The 17,822-nt window shown below is 45.1% G+C and carries 20 protein-coding genes and 1 other annotated feature; all 20 genes read left to right on the plus strand.

The window, feature by feature from the left end; genetic code table 11:
- Nucleotides 1-227: 227 nt before the first annotated feature.
- Complete coding sequence (gene ctsR / locus V7728_RS19095; protein ID WP_003156396.1) at nt 228-692, plus strand: transcriptional regulator CtsR; 465 nt, start codon at nt 228-230, stop codon at nt 690-692.
- A gap of 13 nt (nt 693-705) precedes the next feature.
- Nucleotides 706-1,263, plus strand: coding sequence for a UvrB/UvrC motif-containing protein (locus tag V7728_RS19100; RefSeq protein ID WP_007410387.1), 558 nt, complete (start codon nt 706-708; stop codon nt 1,261-1,263).
- The gene (locus V7728_RS19105) at nt 1,263-2,354 is read left to right on the plus strand and encodes a protein arginine kinase (RefSeq protein ID WP_003156398.1); all 1,092 of its coding nucleotides are present in this window, start codon (nt 1,263-1,265) and stop codon (nt 2,352-2,354) included. Before V7728_RS19100 ends, V7728_RS19105 begins: the two co-directional genes overlap by 1 nt.
- Complete coding sequence (clpC, locus tag V7728_RS19110) at nt 2,351-4,783, plus strand: ATP-dependent protease ATP-binding subunit ClpC (protein ID WP_015239036.1); 2,433 nt, start codon at nt 2,351-2,353, stop codon at nt 4,781-4,783. The genes V7728_RS19105 and clpC overlap by 4 nt, the downstream gene beginning before the upstream one ends.
- Before the next feature lie 93 nt (nt 4,784-4,876).
- The gene (radA, locus tag V7728_RS19115) at nt 4,877-6,256 is read left to right on the plus strand and encodes a DNA repair protein RadA (protein ID WP_014304212.1); all 1,380 of its coding nucleotides are present in this window, start codon (nt 4,877-4,879) and stop codon (nt 6,254-6,256) included.
- Nucleotides 6,257-6,259: 3 nt separating this feature from the next.
- Nucleotides 6,260-7,342: a DNA integrity scanning diadenylate cyclase DisA gene (gene disA, locus V7728_RS19120; RefSeq protein WP_007615225.1), complete on the plus strand. Its 1,083-nt coding sequence runs from the start codon at nt 6,260-6,262 to the stop codon at nt 7,340-7,342.
- Nucleotides 7,343-7,455: 113 nt separating this feature from the next.
- Nucleotides 7,456-8,556, plus strand: coding sequence for a PIN/TRAM domain-containing protein (locus tag V7728_RS19125; protein WP_003156403.1), 1,101 nt, complete (start codon nt 7,456-7,458; stop codon nt 8,554-8,556).
- A 12-nt stretch (nt 8,557-8,568) separates the two neighbouring features.
- Complete coding sequence (gene ispD / locus V7728_RS19130; protein ID WP_007410391.1) at nt 8,569-9,267, plus strand: 2-C-methyl-D-erythritol 4-phosphate cytidylyltransferase; 699 nt, start codon at nt 8,569-8,571, stop codon at nt 9,265-9,267.
- Nucleotides 9,260-9,736 carry a 2-C-methyl-D-erythritol 2,4-cyclodiphosphate synthase gene (gene ispF / locus V7728_RS19135; RefSeq protein ID WP_003156407.1) on the plus strand — a complete coding sequence of 159 codons (477 nt, stop codon included), beginning with the start codon at nt 9,260-9,262 and terminating at the stop codon, nt 9,734-9,736. Before ispD ends, ispF begins: the two co-directional genes overlap by 8 nt.
- Before the next feature lie 91 nt (nt 9,737-9,827).
- A complete protein-coding gene (gltX, locus tag V7728_RS19140) occupies nt 9,828-11,279 on the plus strand; it encodes a glutamate--tRNA ligase (RefSeq protein WP_007410392.1) in 1,452 nt (483 codons plus the stop codon).
- Between the two features lie 2 nt (nt 11,280-11,281).
- Nucleotides 11,282-11,515: a binding site (T-box leader), on the plus strand.
- Between the two features lie 74 nt (nt 11,516-11,589).
- A complete protein-coding gene (gene cysE / locus V7728_RS19145; RefSeq protein ID WP_003156410.1) occupies nt 11,590-12,243 on the plus strand; it encodes a serine O-acetyltransferase in 654 nt (217 codons plus the stop codon).
- Complete coding sequence (gene cysS / locus V7728_RS19150) at nt 12,240-13,640, plus strand: cysteine--tRNA ligase (protein WP_003156411.1); 1,401 nt, start codon at nt 12,240-12,242, stop codon at nt 13,638-13,640. The genes cysE and cysS overlap by 4 nt, the downstream gene beginning before the upstream one ends.
- A 4-nt stretch (nt 13,641-13,644) precedes the next feature.
- Nucleotides 13,645-14,076: a Mini-ribonuclease 3 gene (locus tag V7728_RS19155; protein ID WP_003156412.1), complete on the plus strand. Its 432-nt coding sequence runs from the start codon at nt 13,645-13,647 to the stop codon at nt 14,074-14,076.
- Nucleotides 14,060-14,809 (plus strand): 23S rRNA (guanosine(2251)-2'-O)-methyltransferase RlmB, encoded by a 750-nt coding sequence (gene rlmB / locus V7728_RS19160; RefSeq protein ID WP_003156413.1) that lies wholly within the window; start codon nt 14,060-14,062, stop codon nt 14,807-14,809. The genes V7728_RS19155 and rlmB overlap by 17 nt, the downstream gene beginning before the upstream one ends.
- A gap of 6 nt (nt 14,810-14,815) precedes the next feature.
- On the plus strand, nt 14,816-15,328 hold the full coding sequence (gene rae1, locus V7728_RS19165; RefSeq protein WP_003156414.1) for a ribosome-dependent mRNA decay endonuclease Rae1/YacP: 513 nt from the start codon (nt 14,816-14,818) through the stop codon (nt 15,326-15,328).
- A 62-nt stretch (nt 15,329-15,390) separates the two neighbouring features.
- Nucleotides 15,391-16,047 (plus strand): RNA polymerase sporulation sigma factor SigH, encoded by a 657-nt coding sequence (gene sigH / locus V7728_RS19170; protein WP_003156415.1) that lies wholly within the window; start codon nt 15,391-15,393, stop codon nt 16,045-16,047.
- An 85-nt stretch (nt 16,048-16,132) separates the two neighbouring features.
- Nucleotides 16,133-16,282, plus strand: coding sequence for a 50S ribosomal protein L33 (rpmG, locus tag V7728_RS19175; RefSeq protein WP_003156421.1), 150 nt, complete (start codon nt 16,133-16,135; stop codon nt 16,280-16,282).
- Nucleotides 16,283-16,314: 32 nt separating this feature from the next.
- Nucleotides 16,315-16,494, plus strand: a complete 180-nt coding sequence (secE, locus tag V7728_RS19180) for a preprotein translocase subunit SecE (RefSeq protein WP_003156422.1) — start codon at nt 16,315-16,317, stop codon at nt 16,492-16,494.
- 167 nt (nt 16,495-16,661) lie between these two features.
- Complete coding sequence (gene nusG, locus V7728_RS19185; RefSeq protein ID WP_003156423.1) at nt 16,662-17,195, plus strand: transcription termination/antitermination protein NusG; 534 nt, start codon at nt 16,662-16,664, stop codon at nt 17,193-17,195.
- Nucleotides 17,196-17,362: 167 nt separating this feature from the next.
- Entirely contained in the window at nt 17,363-17,788 is a 426-nt protein-coding gene (rplK, locus tag V7728_RS19190; protein WP_003156430.1) for a 50S ribosomal protein L11, read from the plus strand.
- Nucleotides 17,789-17,822 lie beyond the last annotated feature (34 nt).

Below are 17,822 nucleotides of genomic sequence, written 5' to 3' on the forward strand. Positions count from 1 at the left end.
TATCATTACGGTAAAGGCAGCTCATCATGAGCTGCCTTTTTTGTGTTTTTCTGCATACGTTATATAATATGAGAAACGTAACGATATGCCTTTTTGCAAAAGCAGGTTTTATGCTTGTGCAAAGTGGAAATAATAGAGATAGAGCGATACAGTTGAAAAATTTTGCGAAACACCTTATAGTAAGATTAAAGTCAAATATAGTCAAAGTCAATAAAGGAGGGGGTTGAGTGGGACATAATATTTCTGACATCATTGAACAGTACTTGAAACAAGTATTAGATCAAAATGGCAAAGAAATTTTAGAGATCAAACGCAGTGAAATCGCTGATAAATTTCAATGTGTTCCTTCCCAAATAAATTATGTCATCAACACCAGATTTACAAGTGAAAGAGGATATATTGTTGAAAGTAAACGGGGAGGCGGCGGTTATATTCGTATTATCAAAATTAAAATGAATAACGAAGTCGTCCTCATCAATAATATTATTTCGCAGATTCATACCCACTTGTCCCAGGCAGCCTCTGATGACATTATTCTCAGACTGTTAGAGGACGGAGTTATTTCGGAAAGAGAAGCTAAAATGATGGTGAGTGTAATGGATCGTTCAGTTCTATATATTGATTTGCCCGAACGGGATGAACTAAGAGCCAGAATGATGAAAGCAATGCTCACATCTTTAAAACTAAAGTAAGCGGGTGAAAAGATTGATTTGTCAAGAATGCAATGAGAGACCGGCCACTTTTCACTTTACGAAAGTTGTTAATGGAGAAAAACAAGAAGTTCATATTTGTGAACAATGTGCAAAAGAAAATAGCGATTCATACAGTATAAGTGGAAACCAAGGGTTCTCGATCCATAATTTATTATCAGGGCTGCTGAATATGGAGTCTTCATTTCAAAACACCGGTTCTCAAATGTTCGGCTACTCAGAGCAAGGCACAGCTTGTAAGAAATGCGGTATGACGTTTCAGCAGCTGAGAAAAACAGGGCGTTTCGGCTGTGCGGAATGTTACGATACGTTCTACAGCCAAATTACGCCGATCTTGCGAAAAGTTCACAGCGGGAATACGGTGCATGCCGGGAAAATTCCAAAACGAATAGGCGGAAACCTGCATGTAAGACGGCAAATGGAAATGTTAAAAAAAGAACTTGAATCTTTAATACACCACGAAGAGTTTGAAAGAGCAGCGGAGGTCAGGGATCAGATCCGATCGTTAGAGCAGAAGTTAAAAAGTAAAGACAGTGAGGGGGAACAAGGGTAATGTCGCTCAAGCATTTTATTCAGGACGCACTAAGCAATTGGATGAAGCAAAAGGGACCTGAAAGTGACATTGTACTCAGCAGCCGTATACGGTTGGCCCGAAACTTTGAAAATATAAAGTTTCCCGCCCGGTATACGAATGAAGAAGCCTCATCCATCATTCAGCAATTCGAAGATCACTTTTCAGGAAAAGAACTGCCTGATATCGGTCAATTTCATTTAATCAGAATGAGTGAAGCTCAGCCTTTGGAAAAACGGGTGCTGATGGAGAAACATCTGATCAGCCCGAATTTAACGGAATCCCCTTTTGGCGGCTGTCTGCTTTCTGAAAATGAAGAAGTCAGCATTATGTTAAATGAAGAAGATCATATCAGAATTCAATGCCTCTTCCCCGGCTTCCAGCTTCTCAATGCCATAAAAGCGGCAAACCAGGTTGATGACTGGATTGAGGAGAAAGTGGATTACGCCTTTGGAGAGAAGAGAGGGTACTTAACAAGCTGTCCTACAAATGTAGGGACGGGACTAAGGGCTTCAGTCATGATGCATTTGCCGGGCCTTGTATTAACTAGGCAAATGAATCGAATTATACCGGCAATTAACCAATTAGGTTTAGTTGTTAGAGGAATTTACGGTGAAGGCAGCGAAGCATTAGGAAATATCTTTCAAATTTCAAATCAAATCACACTCGGAAAATCAGAACAGGACATTGTCGATGATTTAAACAGTGTGGCTGCCCAGCTGATTGAGCAGGAACGTTCAGCCCGAGAAGCGCTTTACCAAACCTCGAAAATTGAATTGGAGGACCGGGTATTCAGGTCTTACGGTGTTTTATCCAACTGCCGTATGATTGAATCAAAGGAAACGGCGAAATGCCTTTCTGACGTTCGGCTGGGGATAGACCTGGGGATCATTAAAGGGCTATCAAGCAATATACTTAATGAACTGATGATTTTGACACAGCCGGGTTTTCTCCAGCAATATTCGGGCGGTGCATTACGGCCGAACGAAAGAGACGCGAGAAGAGCGGCTCTTATCAGGGAAAGGCTGCATTTAGAAATGAGTGCAAATAGACAGGAGGATGATTCGATATGATGTTTGGAAGGTTTACAGAGCGAGCTCAAAAGGTATTGGCACTGGCACAGGAAGAAGCACTGCGCTTAGGCCATAACAATATTGGAACTGAACATATCTTATTAGGTCTGGTTCGTGAAGGAGAAGGGATTGCGGCTAAAGCACTCCAAGCACTCGGACTCGGTTCGGATAAAATTCAGAAAGAAGTGGAGAGCTTAATCGGACGGGGACAGGAAATGTCTCAAACGATTCATTATACGCCAAGAGCAAAAAAAGTCATTGAGCTCAGCATGGATGAAGCCAGAAAGCTAGGACATTCTTATGTGGGAACAGAACACATACTTCTCGGACTGATTCGTGAAGGAGAAGGCGTAGCGGCGAGAGTTCTGAATAATCTCGGTGTCAGCTTGAATAAGGCGAGACAGCAAGTGCTGCAGCTTCTGGGAAGCAATGAGACGGGATCTTCTGCATCCGGTACGAACAGCAATGCAAACACGCCGACGCTGGACAGTCTGGCGCGTGATTTAACTGCGATTGCGAAGGAAGACAGTCTTGATCCGGTTATCGGCCGAAGCAAAGAAATTCAGCGTGTTATTGAGGTATTAAGCCGCAGAACGAAGAATAACCCCGTTCTTATCGGAGAACCGGGTGTAGGTAAAACTGCGATTGCTGAAGGCCTCGCACAGCAGATCATCAATAATGAAGTGCCGGAAATTTTACGTGATAAACGCGTAATGACATTAGACATGGGTACGGTTGTAGCCGGTACGAAATACCGCGGAGAATTTGAAGACCGCTTGAAAAAAGTAATGGATGAAATACGTCAGGCCGGCAATATTATTTTATTCATTGACGAACTGCATACACTGATCGGAGCGGGGGGAGCAGAAGGTGCGATTGACGCGTCGAATATCTTAAAACCTTCACTGGCCCGCGGAGAGCTTCAATGCATCGGTGCGACAACGCTTGATGAATACCGTAAATATATCGAAAAAGACGCCGCTCTCGAGCGCCGTTTCCAGCCGATTCAGGTGGATCAGCCCTCAGCCGATGAAAGCATTCAAATTTTAAAAGGGCTTCGTGACCGCTATGAAGCGCATCACCGCGTATCCATTACCGATGAAGCGATTGAAGCGGCGGTAAAATTGTCCGACCGTTATATTTCTGACCGCTTCCTTCCGGATAAAGCGATCGATTTAATTGATGAAGCCGGTTCAAAAGTGCGTCTCCGTTCGTTCACAACGCCTCCGAACTTAAAAGAGCTTGAGCAGAAACTCGATGAAGTTCGCAAGGAAAAAGACGCTGCCGTTCAGAGCCAGGAGTTTGAAAAAGCGGCTTCCCTTCGTGATACGGAGCAGCGCCTGAGAGAACAGGTGGAAGACACGAAAAAAACCTGGAAAGAAAAACAAGGCCAGGAGAACTCCGAAGTTTCTGTAGAGGATATCGCGATGGTTGTATCCAGCTGGACCGGGGTGCCTGTATCTAAAATTGCCCAAACGGAAACAGATAAGCTTCTCAATATGGAAAACATTCTGCACTCCCGCGTCATCGGCCAGGATGAAGCTGTTGTAGCCGTTGCAAAGGCCGTCAGACGTGCAAGAGCCGGTCTGAAGGACCCGAAACGCCCGATTGGTTCATTCATCTTCCTAGGCCCTACAGGCGTTGGGAAGACAGAGCTGGCAAGAGCGCTGGCGGAATCCATTTTCGGTGATGAGGAAGCGATGATCAGAGTGGATATGTCCGAATACATGGAGAAACACTCGACTTCACGTCTTGTCGGTTCTCCTCCGGGATATGTCGGCTATGATGAAGGCGGTCAGCTGACAGAAAAAGTGAGAAGAAAACCTTATTCTGTCGTATTGCTTGATGAAATTGAAAAAGCGCATCCTGATGTGTTTAACATACTCCTGCAAGTGCTTGAAGACGGACGCTTGACTGATTCAAAAGGACGCACTGTGGATTTCCGCAACACGATCCTGATTATGACGTCAAACGTCGGAGCGAGCGAGCTGAAACGCAACAAATATGTGGGCTTCAATGTGCAGGATGAATCACAAAACCATAAAGACATGAAAGACAAAGTCATGGGAGAGCTGAAGCGTGCCTTCAGACCTGAGTTTATCAACCGGATTGACGAAATTATCGTCTTCCACTCCCTTGAGAAAAAACACCTTACAGACATCGTGTCGCTTATGTCTGATCAGTTAACAAAACGTCTGAAAGAACAAGATCTCTCTATCGAGCTGACGGATGCTGCAAAAGCAAAAGTGGCAGAAGAGGGCGTCGATTTGGAATACGGCGCACGTCCGTTAAGAAGAGCGATTCAAAAGCATGTGGAGGACCGGTTATCAGAAGAACTCCTCAGAGGCAATATTGATAAAGGCCAGCACATTGTTCTTGATGTTGAGGACGGCGAATTTGTCGTAAAAACAACTGCTAAAACGAACTAATATAGTGACAAACATGAGGCATACGTAAGCAAGTGTATGCCTCACTTTGTTATATAGAGAAATATTCGATAAGGAAGAGGTCTTACAACATATATGGCTAAATCAAAAACAAAATTCATCTGCCACTCATGCGGTTATGAATCCGCAAAGTGGATGGGAAAGTGCCCGGGCTGCGGGGCTTGGAATACAATGGTGGAAGAAACCATAAAAAAAGCGCCGGCGAATCGGCGGGCGGCTTTCTCCCACTCCGTTCAAACCGTCCAGAAACCATCACCCATTACATCAATTGAAACATCGGAAGAACCCCGCGTTCAAACAAAGCTCGAAGAATTCAACAGAGTGCTTGGCGGCGGCGTTGTGAAAGGCTCGTTAGTATTAATCGGCGGCGATCCCGGGATCGGAAAATCAACGCTCCTTCTCCAAGTATCCGCACAATTAGCAGATACGGCCGGCAGCGTGCTTTACATTTCAGGGGAAGAATCCGTGAAGCAAACGAAGCTGCGCGCCGACAGACTTGGAATCAACAGCCAAATGTTACATGTTTTATCTGAAACCGATATGGAGTATATTTCGTCTGCTATACAAGAGATGAAACCCGCATTTGTTGTCGTAGACTCCATTCAGACCGTTTATCAAAGTGATATCACCTCAGCTCCCGGCAGTGTATCACAAGTAAGAGAGTGTACGGCCGAATTGATGAAAATCGCGAAAACAAACGGCATACCTATTTTTATCGTCGGACATGTCACAAAAGAAGGATCGATCGCGGGGCCGAGATTGCTTGAGCACATGGTCGATACCGTTCTATACTTTGAAGGAGAGCGGCACCATACATTCCGTATTTTGCGGGCCGTAAAAAACCGTTTCGGCTCCACAAATGAAATGGGCATCTTTGAAATGCGGGAAGAGGGGCTTACGGAAGTGCTGAACCCTTCTGAAATTTTCTTGGAAGAGCGTTCTGCCGGGGCATCGGGTTCGAGTATCGTTGCGTCAATGGAAGGAACGAGACCGATTCTGGTTGAAATCCAGGCGCTCATTTCACCGACCAGTTTTGGAAACCCGCGCCGCATGGCTACAGGCATTGACCACAACAGGGTATCGTTAATTATGGCTGTGCTTGAGAAGCGGGTGGGTCTGTTGCTTCAAAATCAAGATGCGTATTTAAAGGTCGCCGGCGGGGTCAAACTGGATGAACCAGCGATTGATTTGGCAGTAGCCGTCAGCATTGCCTCAAGCTTCAGAGATACACCGCCGAATCCCGCAGATTGCTTTATCGGTGAAGTGGGTCTGACAGGAGAAGTCCGCAGGGTGTCAAGAATCGAACAGCGCGTAAAGGAAGCGGCGAAACTCGGCTTCAAGCGCATGATCATACCTGAGGCGAATGCAGACGGGTGGACAATACCAAAAGGGATTGAGGTTGTCGGAGTAGCAAATGTTGCAGAAGCGCTTCGTACTTCATTAGGAGGATCATAATAGATGGAAAAAGAGAAAAAAGGGGCGAAACAAGAGCTTGACCTGTCTGCAATTCTGCAGTTCGTTGCACCGGGCACCCCGCTCAGAGCCGGGATAGAGAATGTACTTCGGGCAAATACAGGCGGCCTGATTGTTGTCGGATACAATGATAAGGTAAAGCAAGTCGTGGATGGCGGTTTTCATATTAATACATCATTTGCGCCCGCTCACTTATACGAGCTGGCCAAAATGGACGGTGCCATTATTTTAAGTGATTCCGGCCAGAAAATTCTTTATGCGAATACGCAGCTTATGCCGGAAGCGACCATTTCTTCTTCAGAAACGGGAATGAGGCACCGTACGGCGGAACGGGTGGCGAAGCAGACCGGCTGTCTCGTCATAGCCATTTCTGAGCGCAGAAATGTCATTACGTTATATCAGGACAGCATGAAGTACACACTAAAGGACATAGGATTTATTTTAACAAAGGCAAATCAGGCCATTCAAACGCTTGAGAAGTATAAAACCATTTTAGACAAAACGATTACGGCTTTAAACGCATTAGAGTTTGAGGAGCTTGTGACATTCAGTGACGTGCTGTCCGTCATGCATCGATATGAAATGGTGCTCCGAATAAAAAATGAAATCAATATGTATATTAAAGAACTCGGAACGGAAGGCCACTTAATCCGTCTGCAGGTGATTGAACTGATTACGGACATGGAAGAAGAGGCGGCACTTTTCATCAAAGACTATGTCAAAGAAAAAATCAAAGATCCGTTCGTGCTGTTAAAAGAGCTTCAGGATATGTCCAGCTATGACCTGCTTGATGATTCCATTCTGTTTAAGCTGCTTGGATATCCGGCTTCTACCAATATTGATGATTATGTGCTCCCGAGAGGATACAGGCTGCTGAACAAAATTCCGCGTCTGCCGATGCCGATTGTTGAAAATGTGGTTGAGGCGTTCGGATTTTTGCCAAGCATAACGGAAGCCACTGTAGAAGAGCTTGATGATGTTGAGGGTATCGGCGAAGTGCGCGCCAAAAAAATCAAAAAAGGCTTAAAACGCCTTCAGGAAAAACACTATATAGATAGACAGCTTTAAGAATCGCTTAAACCTGTCGGAATCCGGGTATATTATTGTTAGTTTTTGTTTATTCTGAATTTGTAGGCTCTGACAGTCTGCTGAAAAAATGCTACTTAAAAGGAGGTGGAGGTATGTTAAAACGAATAGTTCAGGCGTTCTTCATTATTGTGGGCGGCGTTGTCGGTATCTTTTTAATACCTGAATTGTTTGTGCTGTCAAATATACAGGACATACCTTTAATAACAAACGCATATACGTCTGCTGCAATTGGTGCTATTATCTTTTTTCTCATCAGTATATGGACGACAGAATATGTGATTAATTGGGTAAAATGGATTGAAGATTCTTTGCTGAGAGCTCCGGTGCCGGATCTGTTATTCGGGAGTCTCGGATTGGTTTTTGGACTTATCATCGCATATCTCATTGTAAACGTGATTCCGCTGGACAATATTCCGTACCGTATATTCAGCACCATCATTCCGGTCTTTCTGGCTTTCTTTCTCGGTTACCTGGGCTTCCAAGTCGGATTTAAGAAAAAGGATGAACTGATCAGTCTTTTCTCCATTTCTGCAAGAATGCAGAAGAAAAAGGGAAGTGCTGATGAGGAGCAGGAGGAACAGGATAAAAGGCTGAAAATCTTGGATACAAGTGTTATTATTGATGGGAGAATTGCAGATATTTGTCAGACGGGCTTTTTAGAAGGCGTCATTGTCATTCCTCAATTTGTGCTGGAGGAATTACAGCATATCGCTGATTCTTCAGATGTTTTAAAACGTAACAGAGGACGCCGCGGACTGGATATCTTGAATCGCATTCAAAAGGAACTGGATATTACGGTTGAAATTTATGAAGGCGACTTCGAGGACATTCAGGAGGTTGACAGCAAGCTTGTCAAACTTGCGAAGCTGACATCCGGCGTCGTTGTGACGAATGATTTTAATTTAAATAAAGTATGTGAGCTTCAGAAGGTTGCGGTACTGAATATTAATGACCTTGCAAACGCGGTGAAGCCGGTTGTGCTTCCGGGCGAAGAGATGAATGTGCAGGTGATTAAGGACGGGAAAGAGCATAATCAAGGTGTGGCTTACTTGGATGACGGGACGATGATTGTTGTGGAAGAAGGCCGCAATTATATAGGGAAACATATTGATGTGCTCGTAACCAGCGTACTGCAGACAGCGGCGGGACGAATGATTTTTGCCAAGCCCAAGCTGCTTGAGAAAGCTCTTTAAGAGGGAGTTCATATGGAGTATGTTGTCGTTATTCCGGCTGCCGGACAAGGAAAACGGATGAAGGCCGGGAAAAATAAGCTGTTCATCAGCTTAAAAGGTGCGCCTGTTATTATACACACACTGCGGGTTTTTGAAAGCCACGCACCCTGTCAGAAAATAATCCTGGTGATAAACGAGAGTGAACGGGAAGATTTTCGCCAGCTGCTGGCCCAATTTCCGATTCAGACGGAAATTGAGCTTGTTACCGGAGGTGCGGAGCGTCAGCACAGTGTATACGAAGGACTGAAAGTGATTGATAAGGACTGGGTCGTCCTTGTTCATGACGGAGCGCGCCCGTTTGTCACACATCAGCATATCGATAAGCTCGTGGAAACAGCAGAGGAGGCGGGAGCGGCTGTCCTGGCTGTTCCTGTGAAAGACACGATAAAACGGGCGGAAGGCTCCCGGGTTGCGGAGACCTTTGATCGTTCAAGCTTGTGGGCCGTTCAAACGCCGCAAGCTTTTCGTCTTTCTTTATTGAAGACGGCGCATATGGAAGCGGAAAACAAAGGCTTCTTAGGGACGGATGACGCCAGCCTCGTCGAGCGTCTTGATGGATATCAGGTGAGTATCGTTGAAGGCAGCTATACCAATATTAAGCTGACAACGCCGGATGACCTGATATTTGCGGAAGCAATCATGAAAGCGGAAAGTGGGAATCATAATGTTTAGAATCGGACAAGGATTTGATGTGCATCAATTAACGGAAGGCCGTCCTCTCATCATCGGCGGAATTGAAATTCCTTATGAAAAGGGGCTGCTCGGACATTCAGATGCTGATGTATTGCTGCATACAGTCGCAGACGCGTGTCTCGGAGCGGCAGGTGAAGGAGATATCGGCAAGCATTTCCCGGATACTGATCCGGAATTCAAGGATGCGGACTCTTTTAAGCTGCTTCAGCATGTCTGGAACATTGTAAAAGAAAAAGGGTACGTACTCGGAAATATAGACTGCACGATTATTGCGCAAAAGCCGAAAATGGCGCCGCATATTGATGCTATGAGAAAACGGATAGCGGAAGGCCTTGAGGCAGACGTCTCTCAAGTAAACGTAAAAGCGACGACGACAGAAAAGCTCGGGTTTACCGGAAGAGCCGAAGGAATTGCCGCTCAGGCGACCGTTCTGATCCAAAAAGCCTGATCATTGTTTTGATGCCCGGTCTATTTGGTGGTAGAATAGATACATATATTCGGCTAGAGGCTACAGACGAGATGAAAGGAAGTATTTGAACATGGGAAATGAAGTACGCGTTCGTTATGCACCGAGTCCGACCGGACATTTGCATATCGGTAACGCCAGAACGGCGCTTTTTAACTATTTATTTGCCCGCAGCCAAGGCGGAAAGTTTATTATCCGGATTGAGGATACGGACAAAAAGCGAAATATTGAAGGCGGAGAGCAAAGCCAGCTCAACTATTTGAAATGGCTCGGCATGGACTGGGATGAAAGTGTGGATATCGGCGGAGAATACGGCCCGTACCGCCAGTCTGAGCGTAACGACATTTACAAAAAGTACTATGAAGAGCTTCTTGAAAAAGGGCTTGCTTATAAATGTTTCTGTACGGAAGAAGAACTTGAGAAAGAACGTGAAGAGCAAATCGCCCGCGGGGAAATGCCGCGCTATTCCGGCAAACACAGAAACCTGACTCAGGAAGAGCAGGAGCAGTTTTTAGCCGAAGGCAGACAGCCGAGCATCCGTTTCCGCGTGCCGGAAGGGAAAATCATCGCATTTAACGATATCGTAAAAGGCGAGATTTCTTTTGAATCAGACGGCATCGGCGACTTTGTCATCGTCAAAAAAGACGGAACACCGACGTATAACTTTGCCGTCGCGATTGACGATTACTTAATGAAAATGACGCACGTGCTCCGCGGTGAGGATCACATTTCAAATACACCGAAACAGATCATGATTTTCCAGGCATTCGGCTGGGATGTTCCTGTCTTCGGACATATGACGCTTATCGTAAACGAAAGCCGCAAAAAATTAAGTAAACGTGATGAATCAATTATCCAGTTTATTGAGCAGTATGATGAGCTGGGTTACCTGCCTGAAGCGCTGTTTAACTTTATCGGACTTCTCGGCTGGTCTCCCGTCGGTGAAGAAGAGCTTTTCACAAGAGAACAATTCATTGAAATTTTTGATGTGAATCGTTTGTCTAAGTCACCGGCTCTGTTTGATATGCATAAACTGAAATGGGTCAACAACCAATACGTCAAAGCGCTGGATCTTGATCAAGTGGTTGAGCTGACCCTGCCGCACCTGCAAAAAGCAGGAAAAGTCGGCACTGAGCTTTCTGCCGAGGAGCAGGAATGGGTTCGTAAATTAATTTCTCTTTACCATGAGCAATTGAGCTACGGCGCTGAAATTGTCGAGCTGACTGATTTGTTCTTTAAAGATGAGATCGAGTATAATCAAGAGGCAAAAGCCGTTCTGGAAGAGGAACAGGTGCCTGAAGTGCTCAGCGTATTTGCTGCGAAGCTTGAAGAGCTTGAAGAATTTACGCCTGAGCTGATCAAAGCCTCAATCAAAGCTGTTCAGAAAGAAACAGGTCATAAAGGCAAAAAGCTGTTCATGCCGATTCGCGTAGCGGTTACCGGTCAGACACACGGTCCTGAGCTTCCGCAGGCCATTGAGCTGATCGGCAGAGAAACAGCCGTCAGACGCCTGAAAAGCATTTAAATATACGATTGTTGACAGGGAAGAGTATAAAACAATGACCATTACAGAAAGAATCTTCATCGGCTGAGAGAGATTCATGCGTCATGTTTTAGAAGTGCGCCCTTAAGACCTTTGAAGAACATTTCTGCGGAAATCAGTATTTAAAGGCGGCCGCCGCCGTTACCGGCTTTTAAGTTGGGAAAACAGTGACTTGTTTTTCAAACAGAGTGGAACCGCGCGGTAAAAGCGTCTCTGTCATGTTTACATGCAGAGGCGCTTTTTTTATAGGCGGAAAAACAGACTGGAGCGGGGAGAGAATGGGGGGAAGCATGTGTTTTTTAAAATGCTAAAAGAAGACATAGATACAGTGTTCGATCAAGATCCGGCAGCAAGAAGCTATTTCGAAGTTGTTTTAACTTATTCTGGTTTACATGCTATATGGGCGCATCGGATTGCACATGCTTTATATAAACGGAGATTTTTCTTCCTGGCGCGCCTGATATCACAGATTGCCCGTTTCTTTACCGGAATTGAAATCCATCCCGGCGCGACCATCGGGAGAAGGTTTTTCATTGACCACGGTATGGGGGTCGTTATAGGGGAAACATGTGAAATCGGCAATAACGTGACGGTATTCCAAGGTGTCACTCTCGGGGGAACGGGAAAAGAAAAGGGGAAGCGGCATCCGACCATAAAAGATGATGCTTTAATTGCAACCGGAGCGAAGGTGCTCGGCTCTATTACGGTCGGGCAGGGTTCTAAAGTAGGGGCCGGCTCCGTTGTGCTTCGTGATGTTCCCGACTTTTCGACCGTTGTCGGCATACCGGGGAAAGTCGTCATTCAGAACGGAAGAAAAATCAAACGCGATCTCAATCACCAAGACTTGCCCGATCCGGTTGCTGACAGGTTTAGAGCATTGGAGCAGCAGATTTTTGAACTGCAGGCTGAACTGGAAGATAAAAAAGAAAGGATCAACCAAAAATGACCATTACACTTTATAATACATTGACACGGAAAAAGGAAACATTCGTTCCTCTTGAGGAAGGCAAAGTAAAAATGTACGTGTGCGGACCGACTGTATACAACTATATTCATATCGGAAACGCCCGTCCGGCGATTGTGTATGATACCGTACGCAACTATTTAGAGTATAAAGGATACGATGTTCAATACGTATCGAATTTCACCGATGTTGACGACAAACTGATTAAGGCGGCCAACGAGCTCGGCGAGGACGTCCCGACCGTTTCTGAACGGTTCATTAAAGCGTATTTTGAAGACGTGGGCGCCCTCGGATGCCGGAAAGCGGATCTTCACCCCCGGGTCATGGAAAACATGGACGCCATTATTGAATTTGTCAGCGAACTGATTAAAAAAGGCTACGCTTATGAATCAGAAGGCGACGTCTATTTCAAAACAAGGGCCTTCGAAGGGTACGGCAAACTATCTCAGCAATCAATTGATGAACTCAGATCAGGCGCGCGTATCCGTGTCGGCGAGAAGAAAGAGGATGCGCTGGACTTTGCTCTTTGGAAAGCTGCTAAGGACGGAGAAATTTCATGGGATAGCCCTTGGGGAAAAGGCCGCCCTGGCTGGCATATTGAATGCTCCGCAATGGTGAAAAAGTATTTGGGTGACGAAATCGATATTCATGCCGGCGGTCAGGACCTGACATTCCCGCACCATGAAAACGAAATCGCCCAATCTGAAGCATTAACAGGCAAGACATTCGCAAAATACTGGCTTCACAACGGATATATCAATATCGATAATGAGAAAATGTCAAAATCGCTCGGCAACTTTGTTTTGGTGCACGATATCATTAAGCAATATGACCCGCAGCTTTTGAGATTTTTCATGCTGTCCGTTCATTACCGCCACCCGATCAACTATTCGGAAGAGCTGCTTGAGAAAACAAAAAACGCGTTTAACCGCCTGAAGACGGCCTACAGTAATTTAAACCATCGTTTGATTAGCAGCACGAATCTGACTGACAATGATGAGGAATGGCTCGCTAAAATCGAAGAGCACCGCACTGCGTTTGAAGAAGCAATGGATGATGATTTTAATACGGCGAATGCGATTTCCGTTTGGTTTGATCTGGCGAAGCTCGCCAATTACTACATGCAGGAAGACAATACGGCGGATCACGTCATTAAAGCCTTTATCAGCATGTTTGACAGAATCGGATCTGTTCTCGGACTTACGCTCGGCGAAGAAGAGCTTGTCGACGAAGAGATTGAAGAGTTGATTGAGAAGAGAAATGAAGCCCGCCGCAATCGCGATTTTGCTTTGTCAGACCAGATTCGCGATCAGCTGAAAAGCATGAATATCATTCTTGAAGATACGGCCCAGGGAACTCGCTGGAAGCGGGGAGAGTAAGCGGATGCTTCAATTTGAACAAATCAAAGATTCAAAGCAGTTAAACGGTCTTGCGCTTGCTTATATGGGTGATGCCATTTTTGAAATATACGTCCGGCATCACCTGCTTAAGCAGGGCTTTACGAAACCGAATGACCTTCATAAGAAGGCGAGCCGGATTGTATCGGCAAAATCACAGGCAGACATATTGTTCCGCCTTCAGGACGAATCCTTTTTCACGGAGGAAGAGGAAGCCGTGCTGAGAAGAGGCAGAAACGCGAAATCAGGGACGACGCCTAAAAACACAGATGTACAGACGTACCGCCATAGTACAGCTTTTGAGGCTTTACTCGGATACCTTTTTCTTGAGAAAAGAGAAGAAAGACTGAATCAGCTGATTGCTGAGGCTATACAAGTCGGGACGTCAGGGAGGAAAACAAATGAGTCAGCAACATGATTACGTCATAGGAAAAAACGCGGTGATTGAGACGTTGAAGTCAGATCGCAAGCTGTATAAGTTATGGATGGCGGAAAACACAGTAAAAGGACAGGCCCAGCAAGTTATGGAGCTTGCTAAAAAGCGCGGCGTCACCATTCAATTTGTACCGAGGAAAAAACTCGATCAGATGGTGGAGGGGCAGCATCAGGGTGTTGTCGCCCAGGTGGCGGCATATGAATATGCACAATTAGACGAATTATATAAAAGAGCGGAAGAGAGAAACGAACAGCCTTTCTTTCTCATACTGGACGAGCTGGAAGACCCTCATAATCTCGGTTCCATCATGAGAACGGCTGACGCTGTCGGTGCACACGGCATCGTGATTCCGAAACGCAGAGCGGTCGGACTGACTTCGACGGTCGCAAAAGCTTCGACCGGTGCGATTGAACACATTCCCGTCGTGAAGGTGACCAACCTTGCCCGGACACTTGATGAAATGAAGGAGCGGGGGATTTGGGTCGTCGGAACGGATGCATCCGCCCGGGAAGACTACCGCTCTATGGACGGCAAGATGCCTTTGGCGCTCGTTATCGGAAGCGAAGGCAGAGGAATGGGCCGGCTTGTGAAAGAGAAATGTGATTTTCTCATTAAGCTTCCGATGGCCGGAAAAGTCACTTCTCTGAATGCGTCGGTAGCGGCCGGCCTTCTCATGTATGAAGTCTACCGGAAGCGCAATCCTTTAGGGGAATGAAGACAGATGGACATCCTGTTAGTAGACGGATACAACATGATTGGAGCTTGGCCGCAGCTAAAGGATTTAAAAGCGAACAGTTTTGAAGAAGCGAGAGATGTACTGATCCAGAAGATGGCGGAATATCAGTCCTACACGGGAATCAGAGTCATTGTGGTGTTTGACGCACACCTGGTAAAAGGCATAGAGAAAAAACAAACGAATCACAGAGTCGAAGTGATTTTCACACGGGAGAATGAAACGGCGGATGAGCGGATCGAGAAGCTTGCCCAGGCGCTGAATAATATTGCGACACAGATTCATGTCGCAACCTCCGATTATACGGAGCAGTGGGCGATTTTCGGACAAGGGGCTCTCCGTAAATCCGCCCGGGAGCTCCTGAGGGAAGTGGATACGATAGAACGCCGGATTCAAAGGCGGGTTTCAAAGATCACTTCTGAAAAACCACCGGGTAAAATCGAGCTGTCCGAAGAGGTTTTGAAAACGTTTGAAAAGTGGCGCCGAGGCGGTCTGGATTAGGTTGACGCTTTTTCGCCCATTAATGTATAATATTTCTATCTACGTGCGCCGGGGGGATCGCAGTGAATCTACAGAACAGCAAGGGAAAGTTCAACAAAGTGCAATTTTGCCAGTTGGAGGACGAGCAGGTCATTGAAAAGGTTCATGTTGGGGATAGTGATGCGTTAGATTACTTGATTACGAAGTACCGTAATTTTGTACGGGCGAAAGCAAGGTCTTATTTTTTAATAGGGGCCGACAGAGAAGATATTGTACAGGAAGGGATGATAGGCTTATATAAGTCTATCCGAGACTTTAGAGAGGACAAGCTTACTTCATTTAAAGCTTTTGCAGAATTATGCATTACCCGCCAGATTATTACCGCAATAAAGACAGCTACCCGTCAGAAACACATTCCTTTAAATTCCTATGTTTCTTTAGACAAACCTATTTTTGATGAAGAATCTGACAGAACACTGCTTGATGTCATTTCAGGCGCTAAAACGTTAAATCCTGAAGAGATGATTATTAATCAGGAAGAATTTGATGATATCGAAATGAAAATGGGAGAACTGCTGAGCGATCTGGAGAGAAAGGTGCTTGTTTTGTACTTGGACGGAAGAAGTTACCAAGAGATTTCAGATGACTTAAACCGACACGTAAAATCAATCGATAATGCCCTGCAGCGCGTGAAGCGCAAGCTTGAAAAGTATTTAGAAATAAGAGAGATCAGCCTGTAGCAGGTTTCTGTGTCATATTGACAGAATTTTTCTGACTGTGCTATTTTATTAAGATAAATGAATGTTTAGGAAAAGGTGTAACGACATGAGAAAAAAGATTACGCTGGCATGCAAAACATGCGGAAATCGTAATTATACGACAATGAAAAGCTCTGCATCAGCGGCTGAGCGGTTAGAAGTTAAGAAGTACTGCAGCACTTGCAATTCACATACAGCTCATTTAGAAACAAAATAGTGTTCGCTTTTTAAATTGTGGAGGTCTTTTACATGCGCATGATGAGTTTCTTTAAAGATGTTGGGAAAGAAATGAAAAAGGTTAGCTGGCCTAAAGGCAAAGAGTTAACGCGCTATACGATCACGGTGATTTCAACGGTTATCTTTTTTGTTATCTTTTTTGCCCTCCTTGATACAGGAATTTCTCAATTAATTCGTTTAATAGTTGAATAATGATCAGCAATACGTGCTATAATAGATCATAATATCGTTTGCCAAAACCCGTTCAGCGGGTTTTTTATTGTGTTGTTGAAAAAAGGATTCATAGGCCCTGAGCCTATTTTTTGTTTTACACTTCATTTTTAAATGCGGGGAGGGAAGGACTGCAGAGTCCTGATAGAATGGAAAAGAATTGGTATGTCGTTCATACGTATTCCGGTTATGAAAACAAAGTAAAAGCGAACCTTGAAAAACGTGTGGAATCAATGGGAATGCAGGATAAAATTTTCCGCGTTGTCGTCCCTGAAGAAGAAGAGACTGATATTAAGAACGGCAAGAAAAAAGTAGTCAAAAAGAAAGTGTTCCCGGGTTATGTGCTTGTTGAAATCGTCATGACTGATGATTCCTGGTATGTGGTCCGCAACACGCCGGGCGTTACCGGATTCGTCGGATCAGCCGGTTCAGGCTCAAAGCCGACTCCGCTTCTTCCTGGCGAAGCGGAAACCATCTTAAAACGCATGGGCATGGATGAGCGGAAAACCGACATTGATTTTGAATTGAATGAGACAGTCAAAGTCATAGACGGACCTTTCGCCAACTTTACAGGATCAATTGAAGAGATTGATTATGATAAGAGCAAAGTGAAAGTATTCGTTAACATGTTCGGCCGTGAAACGCCGGTTGAACTGGAATTTACCCAGATCGACAAATTGTAATGTGAAAAAACTTGAAATTGCTATATATTAATGATAATATAGCAAAGGTACGTCTTGGACTAATCCAAGGCAGCTAGCTTGATATTTCGTCATTCATATAAAGAATGAAACCTTGAGTGGGAGGGTTTACCCTATTACCACATCACGGACTTAAGGAGGTGTGTCTCGTGGCTAAAAAAGTAGTAAAAGTTGTAAAATTGCAAATTCCTGCTGGAAAAGCTAACCCAGCGCCGCCAGTTGGACCTGCACTAGGTCAAGCCGGTGTAAATATCATGGGATTCTGTAAGGAGTTTAACGCTCGTACAGCTGACCAAGCTGGTTTAATCATTCCTGTTGAAATTTCGGTTTACGAAGACCGTTCATTTACATTTATTACAAAAACTCCGCCTGCTGCAGTATTGCTTAAAAAAGCAGCTGGAATTGAGTCTGGTTCTGGTGAACCAAACCGTAATAAAGTGGCAACCGTTAAGCGCGATAAGGTTCGCGAAATCGCTGAAACGAAAATGCCTGACTTAAACGCAGCAGACGTTGAAGCGGCAATGCGCATGGTTGAAGGTACTGCCCGCAGTATGGGTATCGTTATCGAGGATTAATTTGTTTCTTGTCGGGTTGCGAGTTTTCACAAGT

Source organism: Bacillus sp. JHAA, from assembly GCF_036961585.1.
Classification (GTDB): Bacteria; Bacillota; Bacilli; order Bacillales; family Bacillaceae; genus Bacillus; species Bacillus velezensis.